Here is a 16,530-nt window from a genome sequence, read left to right as displayed (position 1 = left end):
GGGCGTCCGCGGGGGGGCGTGTGGCGACGCCATTCTTTTAATTTCCCCCCCCCAGCTTCTCCCCGGCATATCCCTCTCCCACAGGGATATAGGTTTTGGTTCAATTACCGCGCTTGCTGTTGATTTGCCGCAGGCGATTGCCTTCAAAGCGCAGGTATTGATACATGCCGTTGCTCGGGCCGTATGTCCATTCCTCGACCTGAAATTCTTCGCGGCGGTTGGCGCTGCGCTTGTAGCCGAGGACATCGCGGCTCACCGGTTCGCCACACTTCTGCAGTACTTCGCTGGCGCGGTCACCGAGGCTGACCAACTGACTGCCACAACGCAGCGTGTCAGAGGCCAGAGCCGGGCTGGCGGCGAGCACCAGCATCAGCGCAAGCAGCCACTTGTGGTTCATCATTCGGCGTCCAGGTGCATTTGCGTCACCACTCGGCCATCGCTCTCGGCTTCGCCCAGATTGGCATCGATGAAGTACACCCGATCATCGGCCAGTTGACCTTTGTCGACCAGATAGTCCTTGATGCTGCTGGCGCGTTCCTGACCCAGCTGCCGCAGCAGTACATCGCTGGAACTCCAGAACTTGATCACGCCATCACGCATTTTCGCCGTGCGTTCTTCCTTGCCCAGATCCTTCCATTCGGACGGTGGCTGGGTTTTCAGACGGGTGCGGTAGATGCCTTCGAGCAGCGGGCCTTTCTCGCTGTCCGGCACTTGCAGCAGTGAAGCCTGGGCCGGCACCTTGTCGCCACGGCGCTGGAGCATCTTGTAGTAGTTGTACTGGTATTCGCGTTCCAGACGCTGCTCGGCAATCAACGGGCCGTCGCTGCTCTGTGCGGCAGTGCCTTCGATTTCCAGGCGCAGGGCTGGACGTTCCTTAAGGGCTTGGGACAGTTTATCCAGCGCTGCTTCGGCATCCTTGCTCAAATCGCTTGAGCCCGCAGCAAAGGACACGGTACCGAGGTCTTCGGAGCCGCCACCGTTGATCAGCCCGCCAATCATCTTGAACGGTGCGGCGGCGGCCTTGACGATCAGGTTGCGCAGGGTCTGCCAGACAATCGGCATCACGCTGAACTGCGGGTTGTTGAGGTCGCCGGTCACTGGCAGTTCGATGGAGATCTTGCCGTCTACGTCCTTGAGCAGGGCAATCGCCAGTTTCAGCGGCAGGCTCACGGCATCCGGGCTGTCGACTTTTTCACCGAGTTGCAGTTGCTCGACCACCACTTTGTTTTCAGCCTTCAACTGGCCCTTGGTGATCAGGTAATGCAGGTCGAGGTTGAGCCGGCCCTTGCGGATGCGGTAACCGGCGAACTTGCCGGAATACGGGGTCAGGGTAGTCAGCTCGACGCGTTTGAAACTGGTGGCGATGTCGAGGCTGGCCATCGGGTCGAATGGATTGACCGCGCCTTTGATGGTCACCGGGGCATAGCGGTCGACCTTGCCCTTGATGTCGACGCTGGCCGGTTTCGCCTGACGACTGTCGATGGTGCCGATCTGGCCGTTGAGCTGTTGGACCGCCGTAGCGAAATTCGGCGTCAGGCTGAAGTCGGCGAAGTTGGCCGAGCCGTCGTTGATCGCAATCGCGCCGATGTGAATGCCCAGTGGTTTGTCTTTACTGGCCGGTTTCGCCGCTGCGGTTTTCGCACCATTGTCGACGGGCTGCGGGATCAGCAGATCGTCGATGTTGGTGGTGCGGTCGTCGTTGATCATGAACCGCGCGTACGGCTGGAACAGGTTGACCTTGTCGATCGACAGGCTGTCACCGTGTTGATAGTTGATGCCTTCAACCACCACTTGCTGCCACTTGAGGAAGTCGCGGGTTTTCAGGGTGTCGAGAGTGTGCAGTTGATCGATCTGCGCGCGCCCGGTCACGCCGAGTGCGAGCGGTTCGGTGCTCTTGAGGTTGACCTTGAGGTCGCTGCCGAGCATGCCGCTGCGCAGCTCAAGGCGAATGAACGGATTGATGTAGGACTGTGCAACGCGCAGGTCGATGTCCTGGGTTTTCACATTGAGCTGGGCGGTGACCGGCGCGAGGTTGACCACCCCGTCAGCGTTGATCTTGCCTTGTTTGCCCAAGCCGCTGTCGAGCCTGACCTTGAAGGGCGAACCGTTGAGGCTGTCGAAATCCTGCAGATCAATGTTCAGCGGCGTTACATCCAGCGCCACCGGCGGGTTGGCCGAACGGTCGGCGAGATGCACGGTGTAGTTGCGTAACTGGACGTCTTTGAGCAGCACTTGCCAGGGCTTGCTCGGCGCGGCCGGCTCTTTCGGCGAGTCGGCGGCGGCCGGAGTGGTCTTGGGTTCGGCGGCGGCCTTGGCGGCAGGTTTCGATGGCTGGCTGGCGAACAGCTTCTGCCAGTCGAGCTGGCCGTCGGCTTCGAGCGCGGCCCAGGTTTCCAGTTTGTTGCTGCGGATCTTGCCGACCACTACTTGCTGTTTGGCCAGGTCCAGTGAGGTCTCGCTGACGTCGAGACGTTCAAGTTTCGCCAATGGGCGTCCGTCCGGCGCCTTGATCGCGAATGGCGCAATGCTCACCGCGACGTTGTTCAACAGCAGTTCGGTTTCTTTCGACAGATTCAGTTTGTACTCGGTGCTGAGATTCAGCACGCCGTCTTCGAGTACTAGCGGCAGCGCGTCACGCACGTAAGGCCAGAATGATTTCATCTTGCCGTCGGTGACTTTCAAGGTGCCTTCGGAGGTGAACGGGATCAGGCTGAAGTTGCCTTTCCAGTCGATCTGCCCACCGGCGGGCCCGGCGGCCACCAGCGTCATGTCGGCATTGTCTTCGGGCAGAGTGCTGAGGTTTTTCAGCTCGAAATCGAGCTTGTCGTAGAGAAACTCGATGGGTTCGCTCGGCCGGGCGTCCTGGAAATGTACGTTGCCACCGGCCAGCTGGATGCGATCGATGCGCAGCGGGAACGGCTTGGCATTCGGATCGGCCGGGGTCGGTTCGCTGGCGGGAATCTTGAACAGGCCCAGCAGATTGAGCTGGCCGTCCTTGGCGAAGAGGATTTCGGTCTTGGGCTTGTCCAGCTCGATATCGGCCAGGTGCAGCGCTTTGGTCCACAGGCTGTCGAGTTGCAGGTTGGCGTACAGCCGCTCGAAGCCGACTTGCTCCTTGCCCGGCTCACCGACGACCAGCCCCCACAGGGTGACTTCAAGGCTGAACGGATTGAGTTCGATGCGCTGGATATGCGCGGGCACCGTGGCGTAGTTCGCCAGTTGCTGGTTGGCGATGCGCAGGGCGATGCCCGGCAAAATCAGAAACCCCAGCAGGCTGTAGAGAGCCAGAGCAGTCAACAAGGCGCCAATCGCGCGAATCAATCCTTTGGGCATGTGCGGCGTCATCTCTGAATCGGAGTGCCTTGGAGTATGGCACGCGATTCTGGTTCCGAAGTACCTCGTGGGGGGCAGGATTGTTCAGATTGTTCTGCAGCAACACAAAACCCTGTGGGAGCGAGCCTGCTCGCGAAGGCGTTCTATCAGTCACCCTATCTGGTGGCTGATACACCGCTTTCGCGAGCAGGCTCGCTCCCACAGTGGGCAGCTGTCAGCCGCAGAGGAGGGTTACAACTGCAGGATCAGGGTTTTCAGCGGTGGCTGTTGATCCAGCGACGGGAAGTCCGCGCCCGGGGTCATCACGCTCCATTCGCGGACCGGTCGCCCGGCTTTCTCGGCGCAACGCAGAACCTGTTCGCGCCAGTCGTCCATGCTGACTTTTGCCAGGTTGTTGCAGCAGATCAGCACGCCGTTGTCAGCGGTGGTCAGCAGCGCCGGCTTGAGCAGGCTCTGATAGTCGCGCAGCAGGTCGACGGTGCCGAAGGCGCTCTTGGCCCAAGCGGGCGGGTCGAGCAGCACCAGATCGTATTGGCGCTGTTCGAGGCGCTGATAGCTCGGCAGTTTCTGCCCGCGCCGCTGGCTGATCGGCAGGCCGGCGAGCTGACGGATCGCCGGGAAGTAATCGGACTGGATGAATTGCATCTCGGGCAATTGCGGGTTGAGCAGGCCGTTTTCTCGGCCGACTGCCAGATTGCCTTCGGCGAAGTCGAGGTTACACACCTCACGCGCACCACCGGCAGCGGCGCTCAGGCCGACGCCACAGGTGTAGGCAAACAGGTTGAGCACGCTTTTGCCCTTGGCGTGGTCCTTGACCCAGCCACGGGTGTTGCGCAGGTCGAGGAACAGCAGCGGATCCTGCCCGGCATGCCGCCCGCGCACGCGATAGTTCAGGCCCCATTCGTGGCCGACCAGATCCGCCAGCGCGGCGTCGTCGGCCTTGTAGACGCTGTCTTCGCGATCGATGCGCGAGTTGCCGCGGGAGCGGTCGTTGTAGACCAGCAGAGTTTCAAAGCCCAGGGTCTGATTGACCATGGTGTGCAGTTGCAGCAGGTCGTCACGCTCCAGGGTCTGGTGAAAACTCTGCACCAGCAATTGCGGGCCGTAGCGGTCAACGGTCAGGCCACCGGCGCCTTCCTGGCTGCCGTGGAACAGCCGATAGCAATCGGTGCCCTGGCTGTGCAGCTCAGCGAGCAGGTTCTGGCGTTTATCGAGGGCGGCGCGCAGCGCCTGATTCAAGGAAGACATGCGTGCGCCTTGCTGGTGAGAATGGGGGCGCGGGAGTTTAGCAGTTTGGCGGGCAACCGAGTTAAGCCCTTCGCGAGCAAGCCCGCTCCCACAAGGGGGCTGATTTACACCATGGATTCCCTGTGGGAGCGGGCTTGCTCGCGAAGCTTTTCAGGTCAGCACTCCCATCCGCCGCTTGGCCCGCTGCACCGAACCGTTGCGCATCGCCCAGCGCAGCATCGGCGCGCTGCGCTTGACGCTGGCACGGATCAACTGGCGTTGCAGTGGGTTCTGCCGTATGCCGAACATGGCGCTGGCCCACTCCGGCAACAGGTCGATGCCGGCCTTCATCATCAGGTCGCCAAACGGCCGCGCGAGAACGCTCGGAGCCGGGGCGTCGAGCAGCAGGCGCAGAACTTCGCGGCTGCGTTCATCACAGAGCAATTGCGGGCGCATGCGTTGCAGATAGTCGGCCACGGCCTGCCGCGATTTCGGCACGTCCCGCGCACCCAGGCGCTCGGCGACCACGGCGATTTCCGCGTAGTAACGATCCTGATCCGCCGCTGACAAATGCGGGTTGCGGTAACGCAGATGCGCGGCAAGAAAGTGACTGACCTCGGCCACATGCACCCAGGTCAGCAGGTCCGGATCGCTGGCGGCATACGGCCGGCCATCCGGTGCGGTACCGACCACTTGCAGGTGAATGGTGCGCACTTTGTCGATCAGCCATTCGGCGTCGCGGCGCGAGCCGAAGGTGGTGCCGGAGACAAACTGACTGGTGCGGCGCAAACGTCCGAGCATGTCCTGACGAAAATTCGAATGGTCCCAGACCCCGGCCAGCGCCAGCGGATGCAGGGCTTGCAGCAACAACGCGCTGATGCCGCCGATCAGCATGCTGCTGAAATCGCCATGCACTTGCCAACTGACCGAGTTCGGCCCGAACAGCCCGGGATCGCCCTTGGGATTTTCCAGGTCGAGCTGACCGAGGGACAGCCCGGTCAGGCTCATGAGTTGGTTTTCGATGCGGCTGCGGATGAATTCCATGACAACTCATTGGTGGTGGACGGGCGCGGCCGGTTGACCGCGCCACGAATGTTACTGATTCAGGCGCTTGTCGATCAGGCCCTGGACTACGCTCGGGTCGGCCAGGGTCGAGGTGTCGCCGAGGCTGTCGAGTTCGTTGCAGGCGATCTTGCGCAAGATGCGGCGCATGATCTTGCCTGAACGGGTTTTCGGCAAGGCCGGCGCCCACTGGATCAGGTCCGGTTTGGCGAAGCTGCCGATTTCCTTGCTGACGTGGGCCAGCAGTTCTTTCTTCAGCTCATCGCTCGGTTCGACGCCGTTCATGGGGGTGACGAAGGCGTAGATGCCCTGGCCTTTGACGTCGTGCGGGTAACCGACCACGGCGGCTTCGGCGATGCTGTCGTGCAGCACCAGCGCGCTTTCCACTTCGGCGGTGCCGATGCGGTGGCCGGAGACGTTGATCACGTCGTCGATGCGCCCGGTGATCCAGTAATCGCCGTCCTCGTCGCGGCGTGCGCCGTCACCGGTGAAATAATAGCCGGGGTAGGGTTTGAAATAGGTGTCAACCATTCTTTGCGGATCGCCGTAGACGCTGCGGATTTGCGCCGGCCAACTCGACTTGATCGCCAGCACGCCGCTGCCGGCGCCTTTGATTTCCTTGCCGTGCTCGTCGAGCAGCACTGGTTGCACACCGAACATCGGCTGCGTGGCGCAACCCGGCTTGATTCGTTGCGCACTGACCAGCGGGCTGAGCATGATGCCGCCGGTTTCGGTCTGCCACCAGGTATCGACAATCGGGCAGCGCTGTTCGCCGACCACATTGAAATACCATTCCCACGCTTCCGGGTTGATTGGCTCACCGACACTGCCGAGTAATCTGAGGCTTTGGCGCGACGTTTCCTGCAGCGGCCCGGCACCTTCGCGCATCAGCGCACGCAGGGCGGTCGGTGCGGTGTAGAAGATGTTCACTTTGTGTTTGTCGATCACCTGCCAAAAGCGCGAAGTGCTCGGATAACTTGGCACGCCTTCGAAGATCAGCGTGGTCGCGCCGTTGGCCAGCGGGCCGTAGACGATGTAGCTGTGGCCGGTCACCCAGCCGACGTCGGCGGTGCACCAGAACACTTCGCCATCGCGGTAATCGAGCACGTATTTGAAGGTCATCGCCGCCTGCAGCAGGTAGCCGCCGGTGGTGTGCAGCACGCCTTTGGGTTTGCCGGTGCTGCCGGAGGTGTAGAGGATGAACAGCGGATCTTCGGCGTCCATCGGCTCCGGTGGGCAGTCATCATTGACGTCACGCACGGCCTGGTGATACCAGAGGTCACGGCCTTCGACCCAATCGACTTTGCCTTGGCTGCGCTCGACTACGACGACGGTGCTGACGTCCGGACAACTTTGCAGGGCCTTGTCGACGTTGTGCTTGAGCGGCACGAACTTGCCGCCGCGTACGCCTTCATCGGCGGTGATCACCGTGCGGCAGTCGGCGTCGAGAATGCGGTCACGCAATGAGTCCGGGGAGAAGCCGCCAAAAACCACCGAGTGAATCGCGCCGATTCGCGCGCAGGCGAGCATGGCGTAGGCCGCCTCGGGGATCATCGGCATGTAGATGCACACCCGGTCGCCTTTTTTCACTCCACGGCTTTTCAGCACATTGGCCAGGCGGCAGACATGATGGTGAAGTTTTTTGTAAGTGATCTGTGCCGATTCGGCAGGGTCGTCGCCTTCCCAGAGAATCGCGGTCTGCTCACCGCGCTGGGCAAGGTGGCGGTCGATGCAGTTGTAACTGACGTTCAGTTGGCCGCCGGTAAACCAGGACGCTTCACCGGTTTTCAGGTCGTAGCGCTGGACGGTCTGCCACGGGGTGCTCCAGTCGAGGAAGCGCGTGGCCTGTTCGGCCCAGAAGGTGCTGGGGTGTTCAATCGATTCGCGGTACAGGCGCTTATAGTCGTCCTGACTCAACTGCGCAGCCCGGCGGACGGCATCGGCTTTGGGGAACGTGCTGATATCGAACATGACGGTTCCTTATTCTTGTTGTGCGAAGAATAAAGATGCGCCGAGAGGGCCAAGGGTTCAAGCCGCATCAGGAATCTGATGGCTGGTATTGAATTCAGGTGTACCCAAAACAACTGTAGGAGTGAGCCTGCTCGCGGTAGCGGGGTGTCAGTCAACATCAATGCTTAAAGACATACCGCTATCGCGAGCAGGCTCACTCCTACAAGGGAATTTGCTTGCCCACAGGATTCTGGTTGATCCAAATCCTGTGGGTTTTGCTTTCAAATCACCCGCGGTGACGACCGCGGAAGTAGTTGATCAGGCCCTGGGTAGAAGCATCGTCAGCAACGGTTTCATCGCTGCCGACCAGACGGTTGTAAACGCCTTTGCCCAGTTCCTTGCCCAGTTCCACGCCCCACTGGTCGAAGGCGTTGATGCCCCAGACCACGCTTTGCACGAACACTTTGTGCTCATACATGGCGACCAGCGCGCCCAGACGACGCGGGCTGATGCGCTCGACCACAATGGTGTTGCTCGGACGGTTGCCCGGGATCACCTTGTGCGGTGCGAGTTTGTGCACCTGTTCTTCGCTCATGCCTTTGTCGCGCAGTTCGGCTTCGGCTTCCGGCAGGGTCTTGCCGAGCATCAGCGCCTGGCTTTGCGACAGGCAGTTGGCGTACAGCCACTGATGGTGATCGGAGACCGGGTTGAAGCTGACGATCGGCACGATGAAATCGGCCGGGATCAGTTGGGTGCCCTGGTGCAGCAACTGGTGATACGCATGTTGACCGTTGCAGCCGACGCCACCCCAGATCACCGGGCCGGTATCGGTCGACACCGAGGTGCCGTCCTGACGCACGCTCTTGCCGTTGGATTCCATGTCCAGCTGTTGCAAGTGCTTGGTGATGTTACGCAGGTAGTGGTCGTACGGCAGGATCGCGTGGCTTTGCGCACCCCAGAAGTTGCCGTACCAGACGCCGAGCAGGGCCAGCAGCACCGGCATGTTCTGTTCGAACGGCGCGCTCTGGAAATGCTGGTCCATGGTGTAGGCACCGGACAGCAGTTCCTTGAAGTTGGACATGCCGATGGCCAGGGCAATCGGCAGACCGATGGCCGACCACAGCGAGTAACGACCGCCTACCCAGTCCCACATCGGGAAGATGTTTTCTTCACGGATGCCGAACGCGACGGCCGCAGCATTGTTGCTCGATACCGCGATGAAGTGGCGATACAGCTCGGCTTCCGAACCACCCTGAGCCAGATACCAGGCGCGGGCGGCCTGAGCGTTCTTCAGGGTTTCGAGGGTGTTGAAGGATTTCGACGAAACAATGAACAGTGTGGTTTCGGCGCGCAACTTTTGCGTCAGTTCGTGGAACTCACTGCCGTCGATGTTCGCCAGGTAGTGGCAACGCACGCCTTTCTGCGCGTAGGACAACAGCGCTTCGGAGACCAGCTCCGGGCCGAGGAAAGAGCCACCGATGCCGATGTTGACCACGTCAGTGATCGGCTTCTCGGTGTAACCGCGCCACAGGCCATCGTGGATACGGCCGACCAGATCCGTGATCTGGTTCAGCACCTTGTGCACTTCCGGCATCACGTTGACGCCGTTGACCGATAGCTTGTCGCCCACCGGGCGGCGCAGAGCGGTGTGCAGCGCCGGGCGGCCTTCGGAGGCGTTGACGATTTCGCCGTCGAACAGCGCTTTGATCGCGCTTTTCAGATCGACTTCATTGGCCAGACCCACCAGCAGATTGCGGGTCTCGGCGTTGATCAGGTTCTTCGAATAATCGAGAAACAGTCCGCAGCTGCTGAGCGTGAATTGATTGAAGCGCTGCGGATCGGCGTTGAAGGCTTCGCGCATGCTGAAATCCTGCATGGCTTGGCGGTGATCTTTCAACGCTTGCCAGGCAGGCAGAGCGGTAACGTCATGAGGAGTGCGGTAGTACGCCATCGCTGCGGTTTTCCTTTTTACTTGAACGGCCTTTTGAACACAGAACAGACCGATACGCCATGTTTGGGCGAGGGTCAAATGCGTCGACACGATTTTTCAACGCAGGGCGAATACAGTAAACCTCGCGCTGCGATCTGTCTTGACTTCTTCTGACCTGTTCCCTGTACTTTTTTAACATCAATACCGGGAACGGGCCGACCAACGGAAGGGGAGTGACGCGTCGAAGCGGCTCAGGCCACCTGAACCGGAATGGCGTTGCTGGTGTGGCTGAGCTCATTGCCCGGTGCCATGTACAGCATGCGCGGCTTGAAATTGAGCAGTTCCGCTTCGCTGTAATGGGCGTAGGCGCAAATGATCACGCGGTCGCCGACCTTGGCTTTGTGCGCGGCTGCGCCATTGACCGAAATCATCCGCGAACCTTCTTCGCCACGAATCGCGTAGGTGGTGAAGCGCTCGCCGTTGTCGACGTTGTAAATCTGGATCTGCTCGTACTCACGGATGCCGGACAAGTCCAGCCACTCGCCATCAATGGCGCAGGAACCTTCGTAATCGAGTACCGCGTGAGTGACTTCGGCGCGGTGCAGTTTGGCCTTGAGCATGATGGCGTGCATGAGGGATTTCCCGGGTTGGAAGCAAACGGCGGGCAGTGTGCCCGAAGGCTTTGGGGGCGGCAATATGGCTTGAAATGCAAATTTCAGAACACTGAAAAACACTGTAGGAGTGAGCCTGCTCGCGATAGCGGACTGTCATTCAACAAAGGTGTCGAAAGTCAGGCCCTCATCGCGAGCAGGCTCACTCCTACAGGGGTATTGCGCTGTTTTTTAAGCCGGGGTATCGAGGTTCAGGTGCAGGTTGTCGATCAACCGTGTGGTGCCGAGGAACGCGGCCACCAGAATCACCAGATCGCGGTCTTCAGCCGTTGCCGGACGCAAGGTCAGGGCATGACGGATTTCCAGGTAATCCGGACGCAGGCCGGCGGCTTCCAGCTGTTGCACCTGAGCGGCGATCAGCGCCGGAAAATCACGCTTGCCTTGTTTGATCGACTCGGCAATCGCGCTCAGGGTGCGATAGACCACCGGGGCCACGGCACGTTGATCTTCGCTGAGGAAGCCATTACGCGACGACAGCGCCAGGCCGTCGGCCGCACGCACGGTGGGTTCGCCGATGATCTGGATTGGCATGTTCAGGTCATGCACCAGCGCGCGGATTACCGCCAGTTGCTGGAAGTCTTTCTGACCGAAGATCGCCAGATCCGGCTGAACCATATTGAACAGCTTGCTGACCACCGTCGCCACACCTTCGAAGTGCCCCGGACGGCTGGCGCCACACAGGCCTTCAGACAGTTGCGGAACGCTGACCCGGGTCTGCCCGGCCATGCCGTCGGGGTACATTTCTTCGACGGTCGGGGCGAACAGCAAATGACAGCCGGCTTGCAGCAGTTTCTCCTGATCTGCCGCCAGGGTGCGCGGGTACTTGTCGAGGTCTTCGCCGGCGCCGAACTGCAGCGGGTTGACGAAAATGCTCGCGACTACGAAATCCACGCGCTGGGTGGCCTTGGTGATCAGCGCGATATGGCCGCTGTGCAGGTTGCCCATGGTCGGCACGAAGCCGATGCGCTTGCCTTCACTGCGGGCGCGCGCCACGGCAGCGCGCAATTCGCGTACGGTTTTGACAGTGTTCATGCAGAGAATCCGTGTTCGATCCCAGGGAAAGTAACGCCTTTGACTTCGTTGACGTAGGCCTTCAGTGCGGACTGGATGCTGTCCTGACCCTGCATGAAGTTCTTGACGAATTTCGGCACGCGGCCGGTGATCGACAGGCCGAGCATGTCGTGCAGCACCAGTACCTGGCCGTCGGTATCGCTACCGGCGCCGATGCCGATGACCGGAATCTTCACGGCCTGGCTGATTTCGGCGGCCAGTTCGCTCGGCACGCACTCGAGCAGCAGCATGGCTGCGCCAGCCTGTTCCAGCGAGATCGCGTCGGCACGCATCTGCCGCGCCTGGTTCTCGTTGCGGCCCTGCACTTTATAGCCGCCAAGAATGTTCACCGCTTGTGGGGTCAGGCCCATGTGCGCGCAGACCGGCACACCGCGTTCGGCCAGCAGGCGGATCGACTCCGCCAGCCACAGCGCGCCTTCGACCTTGATCATGTGCGCGCCGGCCTGCATCAGCGTGGCGCTGTTGGTCAGGGTTTGTTCGATAGTGGCGTTGGCCATGAACGGCAGGTCAGCCAGGATCAGGGCGTCGGTGTTGCCGCGTTTGACGCAGGCGGTGTGGTAGGCCATTTCTGCGATGGTCACCGGCAAGGTGCTGTCGTGCCCTTGCAGAACCATGCCGAGGGAGTCGCCCACCAGCAGCACTTCGACACCGGCCTCGTTGCAGGCGTGGGCGAAGGTCGCGTCATAGCAGGTCAGCATGGTGATCTTTTCACCTTTCTGCTTGAGGCTCTGGAGCGTGGTCAGGGTGATGGCTGGCATGTAAAAAATCCTCGTTCAGGCGCTCTGGAAACTACTGCGAGTAACGCGCGTGATTCTTCGTCTACTCAGGCGCACGCTCTTTTGTCGTGCTTATAAGGCCTGGATTGCGCCCGTATGTGCCGGGTTGGCGGCAGCGGGACGCCTATAGTCGTGAGGAGCCAAGCGGAAGTCAATTGCGTGTGTTACCGCATTGTTACGAGGGGAGTGTTACCGGCGTTACTGATGCGATTCAGCGGCGCGGCGGGGCTGATTGGCGGGTTTTTTGTCCGACAAAAAACCTTGTGGCGGCAGAGCTTTGTGGTGAGGGGATTCATCCCCGATGGGCTGCGAAGCGGCCCCGAAACCCTAGAATGCAACAATGCTGTTACAGCGCATTTGCCGGTTTTGCGACTGCTGCGCAGCCGATCGGGGATGAATCCCCTCGCCACAGAGGTCCTCATCCACAGGGGGGATTTTTGTCAGGCGTGTGGGAAGCGTTCGAGGCCGACGAAGGGGCAGGCGGCGAGCAGATCGGACAGCGCGCGGCCATCGGCCAGGCGCAGGTCTGCGGGAGCCAGTTCGGCCAGCGGATACAGAACGAACGCCCGTTCCTGAATCTGATAATGCGGGACTTTCAGCCGCGGCTCGTCGATCAGGCGATCGCCGAACAACAGGATGTCCAGATCGAGCGTGCGCGGGCCCCAACGTTCCAAACGCTCGCGACCCTGATCGTTTTCGATCGATTGCAGCGCATCGAGCAGGTCCAGCGGCGCGAGATCACTGTCGAGGGCGGCGACCGCGTTGGTGTAACGCGGTTGCCCTGGCAGCAGTGAATCGCTCTGATAGAACGCCGAAACACCAGCAAGGGAAGTCTGCGGCAATTGCCCCAGCGCGTTGAGCGCGCTGCGCAATTGTTCGGCCGGGTCAGCGAGGTTGCTGCCCAGGCCGATATAGATGCGTTCCATGCCTTATTCGCCCGATGCGCTCGGTGCCCCGGCGCGCTTGCGCTTGGAGCCGCTGCTGCGGCGACGTTTGCGCGGCGCGCCGCTGGCGTCATCACCCTTGCCGCTGAGTTCGCGAATCATCTCGCGACGCTCGCTGTCGTTGGCGTCCTGATAATCCGTCCACCATTCGCCCAAGCCATCGGTCTGCTCGCCAGCGCTTTCACGCAACAGCAGGAAGTCGTAACCGGCGCGGAAACGTGGATTGTCCAGCAGCAGGTCGGCGCGTTTGCCGCTGCGGCGTGGCAGGCGTTCCTGCATGTCCCAGATCTCGCGGATCGGCATGGTGAAGCGCTTTGGAATAGCGATGCGCTGGCACTGTTCGGCGATCAGCTCGTGCGCACCTTCCTGCATCGCCGGAATCGGCGGCATACCACGTTCCTGCAGACGCAAGACACGGGCCGGCAGGGCAGGCCAGAGCAGGGCGGCAAACAGGAATGCCGGGGTTACCGGTTTGTTCTGCTTGATGCGCAGGTCGGTGTTGGTCAGCGCTTCGCTGATCAGCGTGTGGGTGTATTCCGGGTTGTGCTCCAGTGCGTCGGCACTGGCCGGGAACAACGGGGCAAACAGCTGCAGATCGACCAGCATCTCGAACGTGATTGCGCCATGGCCGGAGAGGAACAGCTTGAGCACTTCCTCGAACAGGCGGGCCGACGGGATCTCGCGCAGCATCGGCGCCAGTTCGCGAATCGGTTGCACGGTGTGTTTTTCGATGCCGAAATTCAGCTTGGCGGCGAAACGCACGGCACGCAGCATGCGCACCGGGTCTTCCTGGTAACGCTGCTTCGGATCGCCGATCAGGCGGATCAGGTGATTGCGGATGTCGTGTACACCGTTGGCGTAATCGAGAATGCGCTCGCTGACCGGATCGTAATACAGGGCGTTGATGGTGAAGTCGCGGCGTTGCGCGTCTTCTTCCAGGGTGCCGTAGACGTTGTCGCGCAGAATCCGCCCGCTCTCGTTGCGCGAAGACTGGTTGCTGTCCTCGTCGTCTTCATTGACCGGGTGATTGGCGCGGAAGGTCGCGACTTCGATGATTTCGCGACCGAAATGAATGTGCACCAGTTTGAAGCGGCGACCGATGATCCGCGCATTGCGGAATTCGGCACGGACTTGCTCGGGGGTGGCGCTGGTGGCGACGTCGAAGTCCTTGGGCGTGATGCCCAACAGCATGTCACGCACGCAACCACCGACCAGATAGGCCTGGTAGCCGGCGCCCTGCAAGCGTTCGACGATATTGACCGCATAGCGGCTGAATTGCCCCTTCTGCAGCGAATGTTGGCCGCTGTTGAGCACTTCAGGAGTGCTGCGGATGTGTTGCGTACGACGCACGGGAGTTCGGAATGACTGGAACAGCTTCTTCAGCATGGGATGCACTGTTTGAAGGAATGTTCGGCCATACCAAAGAATGACCGCATGATGGGCGCAGATTCTAGCATTTAGTCGGGGGATGGTGTAGGACGCAGCGGATTTGCGCTGTAAGTCGCAGGCTAAAGGCTTTGGAGGCGGGTTTTTGCGGCGGGGAAGAAACTACAAGGGGAGCCGAAGCTCCCCCAGAAGTAGTTGCGTGCTCTTTTTATTATTGATTCGGGCTTCTTGTTTTTGTTGAGTGCCCTCGCCATGAAGCTTTTCCTTCATGACCCTCCCAATCGGGAGCCAAGAGCAAACGGATTGCTTTGGTCGCTGTGTTGCAGTGATCTTGCGATCCAACCAGTACAGGCTCTGTCTTAGGACAGTTTTTGTTGTTCTCGGCCTGGTCGTGGGGCTAGCCCCAAATACAACGCCTCTCCAAAAGAATCAGTTAGCTGCGCCTCTCGCCGTCTTGTTTTTATTGTGCGTGAGTCGATTCGTCTTATTTTTATTGTCTTGTGCATTGCTTGTTATTGTTCTTGTACCAAACATATAGCAGGTGCCGTGCCAACTTTTGCGAAGCCCAATAAAACAAGGGGTTAGGTCGATATAACGGTTTTCTCGGGGCGAAAAAAAGCCGGGGTTTCGTTACCGATAACCCCGGCTTCTGTTACGTGAAAGGACTGAGGTAACAGTTTTTTCACATCTTCAAGCGTTACGCGCACACTCGACAGGTAACGTTCAGCTCTCGCTGGCGACCCCGGTCTTGCGCCGTGGAATGCCCAGGCGCTGACGGCGTTCCCACAGGCACTTGCGGCTGACGCCCAGTTTGCGCGCCAGTTCGGTTTCGGTCATGTGGTCCTGATGCTCAAGAACGAAGTGCTGGAAGTAATCTTCCAGCGACAGGTCTTCCGTCGGCTCATGGCTGCTGTTGCTGGTGTTACCTGCGGTTTGCGCAGGCAAGCCGATGAACTCGTCGTCTTCCAGATCGCTCAACTCGATGTCGATGCCCAGCAGGTCGGCAGAGATTTCCGGGCTTTCGCTCAGGATCACTGCGCGCTCGACTGCGTTTTCCAGCTCGCGCACGTTACCCGGCCAGGAATAGTGCCGGATGGCCTGTTCGGCATCGGCGGCAAATTTCAGGTCGGTACGGTTGATGCGCGCACTCTGGCGAGCGAGGAACGCGGTGGCGATTTCGTTGACGTCGGCGCCACGTTCACGCAGGGCCGGCAATTTCAGGGCAATCACGTGCAGGCGGTAATACAGGTCTTCACGGAACTGGCCGATTTTCGCCAGGCTCTTGAGGTCACGGTGGGTCGCGGCGATCAAACGCACATCGACCTTTTGCGACTGCACCGACCCCACGCGGCGAATCTCGCCTTCCTGCAGCACGCGCAGCAGACGGGCCTGGGCTTCGAGCGGCAGTTCGCCGATCTCGTCGAGGAACAGCGTGCCGCCGTCCGCCGCTTCCACCAGACCGGCGCGACCGGCGCTGGCGCCAGTGAACGCGCCTTTTTCGTGGCCGAACAGTTCGGACTCGATCAGGCTTTCCGGAATGGCAGCGCAGTTCACCGAAATCATCGGTGCCTTGGCACGCTTGGACAGGTTATGCAGGGCGCGGGCCACCAGCTCTTTACCGGTGCCGGACTCGCCCTGGATCAGGACATTGGAATCGGTCGGTGCGACCTTGCGGATCTTGCTGTACAGATCCTGCATCGGCGGGCACGAGCCAATGATGCCGATCTCGCCGTTGCTGTTGTCGACAGACGACTTGCCGCTGCCATTGGCTGCTTTGCCGGCAGGCACTTCGCCGGCGGCAGGCGTCGACTGGTGATCACGCAGGATCCGCGCGACCGCCTGAAGCATTTCATCGTGATCGAAAGGCTTGGCGATGTAGTCCACCGCGCCCATCTTCATCGAGTCGACCGCCGAGCGCAGGCTGGCGTAGCTGGTCATGATCAGCACCGGTTTGCCCTGGCCAAGCTTGATCAGCTCGGTGCCGGGGGCGCCAGGCAGGCGCAGGTCGCTGACGATCAGATCGAATGTGGGAATACTGAAGCGTTCTTGTGCTTCCTGCACAGAACCGGCTTCGCTGACCTGATACTGGTTACGTTCCAGCAGGCGGCGCAAGGCGGAGCGGATAATGGTTTCGTCTTCGACGATCAAAATGTGCGGCATTGATTCGATACTCTCGACGG

12 protein-coding genes are annotated in these 16,530 nt (G+C 60.5%); all 12 read right to left on the bottom strand.

Going from position 1 to position 16,530, the window contains the following annotated elements; all coding sequences use genetic code 11:
* Positions 1 to 100: 100 nt before the first annotated feature.
* Positions 101 to 397 (bottom strand): DUF2845 domain-containing protein, encoded by a 297-nt coding sequence (locus LVD08_RS21545; RefSeq protein WP_027614107.1) that lies wholly within the window; start codon positions 395 to 397, stop codon positions 101 to 103.
* Positions 397 to 3,345 (bottom strand): DUF748 domain-containing protein, encoded by a 2,949-nt coding sequence (locus LVD08_RS21540; RefSeq protein WP_247269214.1) that lies wholly within the window; start codon positions 3,343 to 3,345, stop codon positions 397 to 399. Before LVD08_RS21540 ends, LVD08_RS21545 begins: the two co-directional genes overlap by 1 nt.
* Positions 3,346 to 3,564: 219 nt before the next feature.
* Positions 3,565 to 4,581 carry a class I SAM-dependent rRNA methyltransferase gene (locus LVD08_RS21535; RefSeq protein WP_247269213.1) on the bottom strand — a complete coding sequence of 339 codons (1,017 nt, stop codon included), beginning with the start codon at positions 4,579 to 4,581 and terminating at the stop codon, positions 3,565 to 3,567.
* A 150-nt stretch (positions 4,582 to 4,731) separates the two neighbouring features.
* Positions 4,732 to 5,604, bottom strand: coding sequence for an oxygenase MpaB family protein (locus LVD08_RS21530; RefSeq protein WP_247269212.1), 873 nt, complete (start codon positions 5,602 to 5,604; stop codon positions 4,732 to 4,734).
* 51 nt (positions 5,605 to 5,655) lie between these two features.
* Entirely contained in the window at positions 5,656 to 7,593 is a 1,938-nt protein-coding gene (gene acs / locus LVD08_RS21525; RefSeq protein WP_247269211.1) for an acetate--CoA ligase, read from the bottom strand.
* Between the two features lie 265 nt (positions 7,594 to 7,858).
* Positions 7,859 to 9,523 carry a glucose-6-phosphate isomerase gene (pgi, locus tag LVD08_RS21520; RefSeq protein ID WP_247269210.1) on the bottom strand — a complete coding sequence of 555 codons (1,665 nt, stop codon included), beginning with the start codon at positions 9,521 to 9,523 and terminating at the stop codon, positions 7,859 to 7,861.
* 230 nt (positions 9,524 to 9,753) lie between these two features.
* Entirely contained in the window at positions 9,754 to 10,134 is a 381-nt protein-coding gene (gene panD / locus LVD08_RS21515) for an aspartate 1-decarboxylase (protein WP_003228271.1), read from the bottom strand.
* A 210-nt stretch (positions 10,135 to 10,344) separates the two neighbouring features.
* Positions 10,345 to 11,205 (bottom strand): pantoate--beta-alanine ligase, encoded by an 861-nt coding sequence (gene panC / locus LVD08_RS21510; RefSeq protein ID WP_247269209.1) that lies wholly within the window; start codon positions 11,203 to 11,205, stop codon positions 10,345 to 10,347.
* Positions 11,202 to 12,002 carry a 3-methyl-2-oxobutanoate hydroxymethyltransferase gene (gene panB, locus LVD08_RS21505; RefSeq protein ID WP_095668303.1) on the bottom strand — a complete coding sequence of 267 codons (801 nt, stop codon included), beginning with the start codon at positions 12,000 to 12,002 and terminating at the stop codon, positions 11,202 to 11,204. The genes panC and panB overlap by 4 nt, the downstream gene beginning before the upstream one ends.
* A gap of 458 nt (positions 12,003 to 12,460) precedes the next feature.
* A complete protein-coding gene (gene folK, locus LVD08_RS21500; protein WP_247269208.1) occupies positions 12,461 to 12,946 on the bottom strand; it encodes a 2-amino-4-hydroxy-6-hydroxymethyldihydropteridine diphosphokinase in 486 nt (161 codons plus the stop codon).
* Positions 12,947 to 12,949: 3 nt separating this feature from the next.
* Positions 12,950 to 14,350 carry a polynucleotide adenylyltransferase PcnB gene (locus tag LVD08_RS21495; protein ID WP_007963895.1) on the bottom strand — a complete coding sequence of 467 codons (1,401 nt, stop codon included), beginning with the start codon at positions 14,348 to 14,350 and terminating at the stop codon, positions 12,950 to 12,952.
* 723 nt (positions 14,351 to 15,073) lie between these two features.
* Positions 15,074 to 16,510, bottom strand: coding sequence for a sigma-54-dependent transcriptional regulator (locus LVD08_RS21490; RefSeq protein WP_103367311.1), 1,437 nt, complete (start codon positions 16,508 to 16,510; stop codon positions 15,074 to 15,076).
* Positions 16,511 to 16,530: the final 20 nt, after the last annotated feature.

The sequence above is a fragment of the Pseudomonas sp. YL2 genome (assembly GCF_023063025.1).
GTDB classification, from domain to species: Bacteria; Pseudomonadota; Gammaproteobacteria; order Pseudomonadales; family Pseudomonadaceae; genus Aquipseudomonas; species Aquipseudomonas putida_A.
The sequence above is the reverse complement of the archived record's forward strand: the minus strand, read 5'-3'. Positions and strand labels throughout refer to the sequence as shown.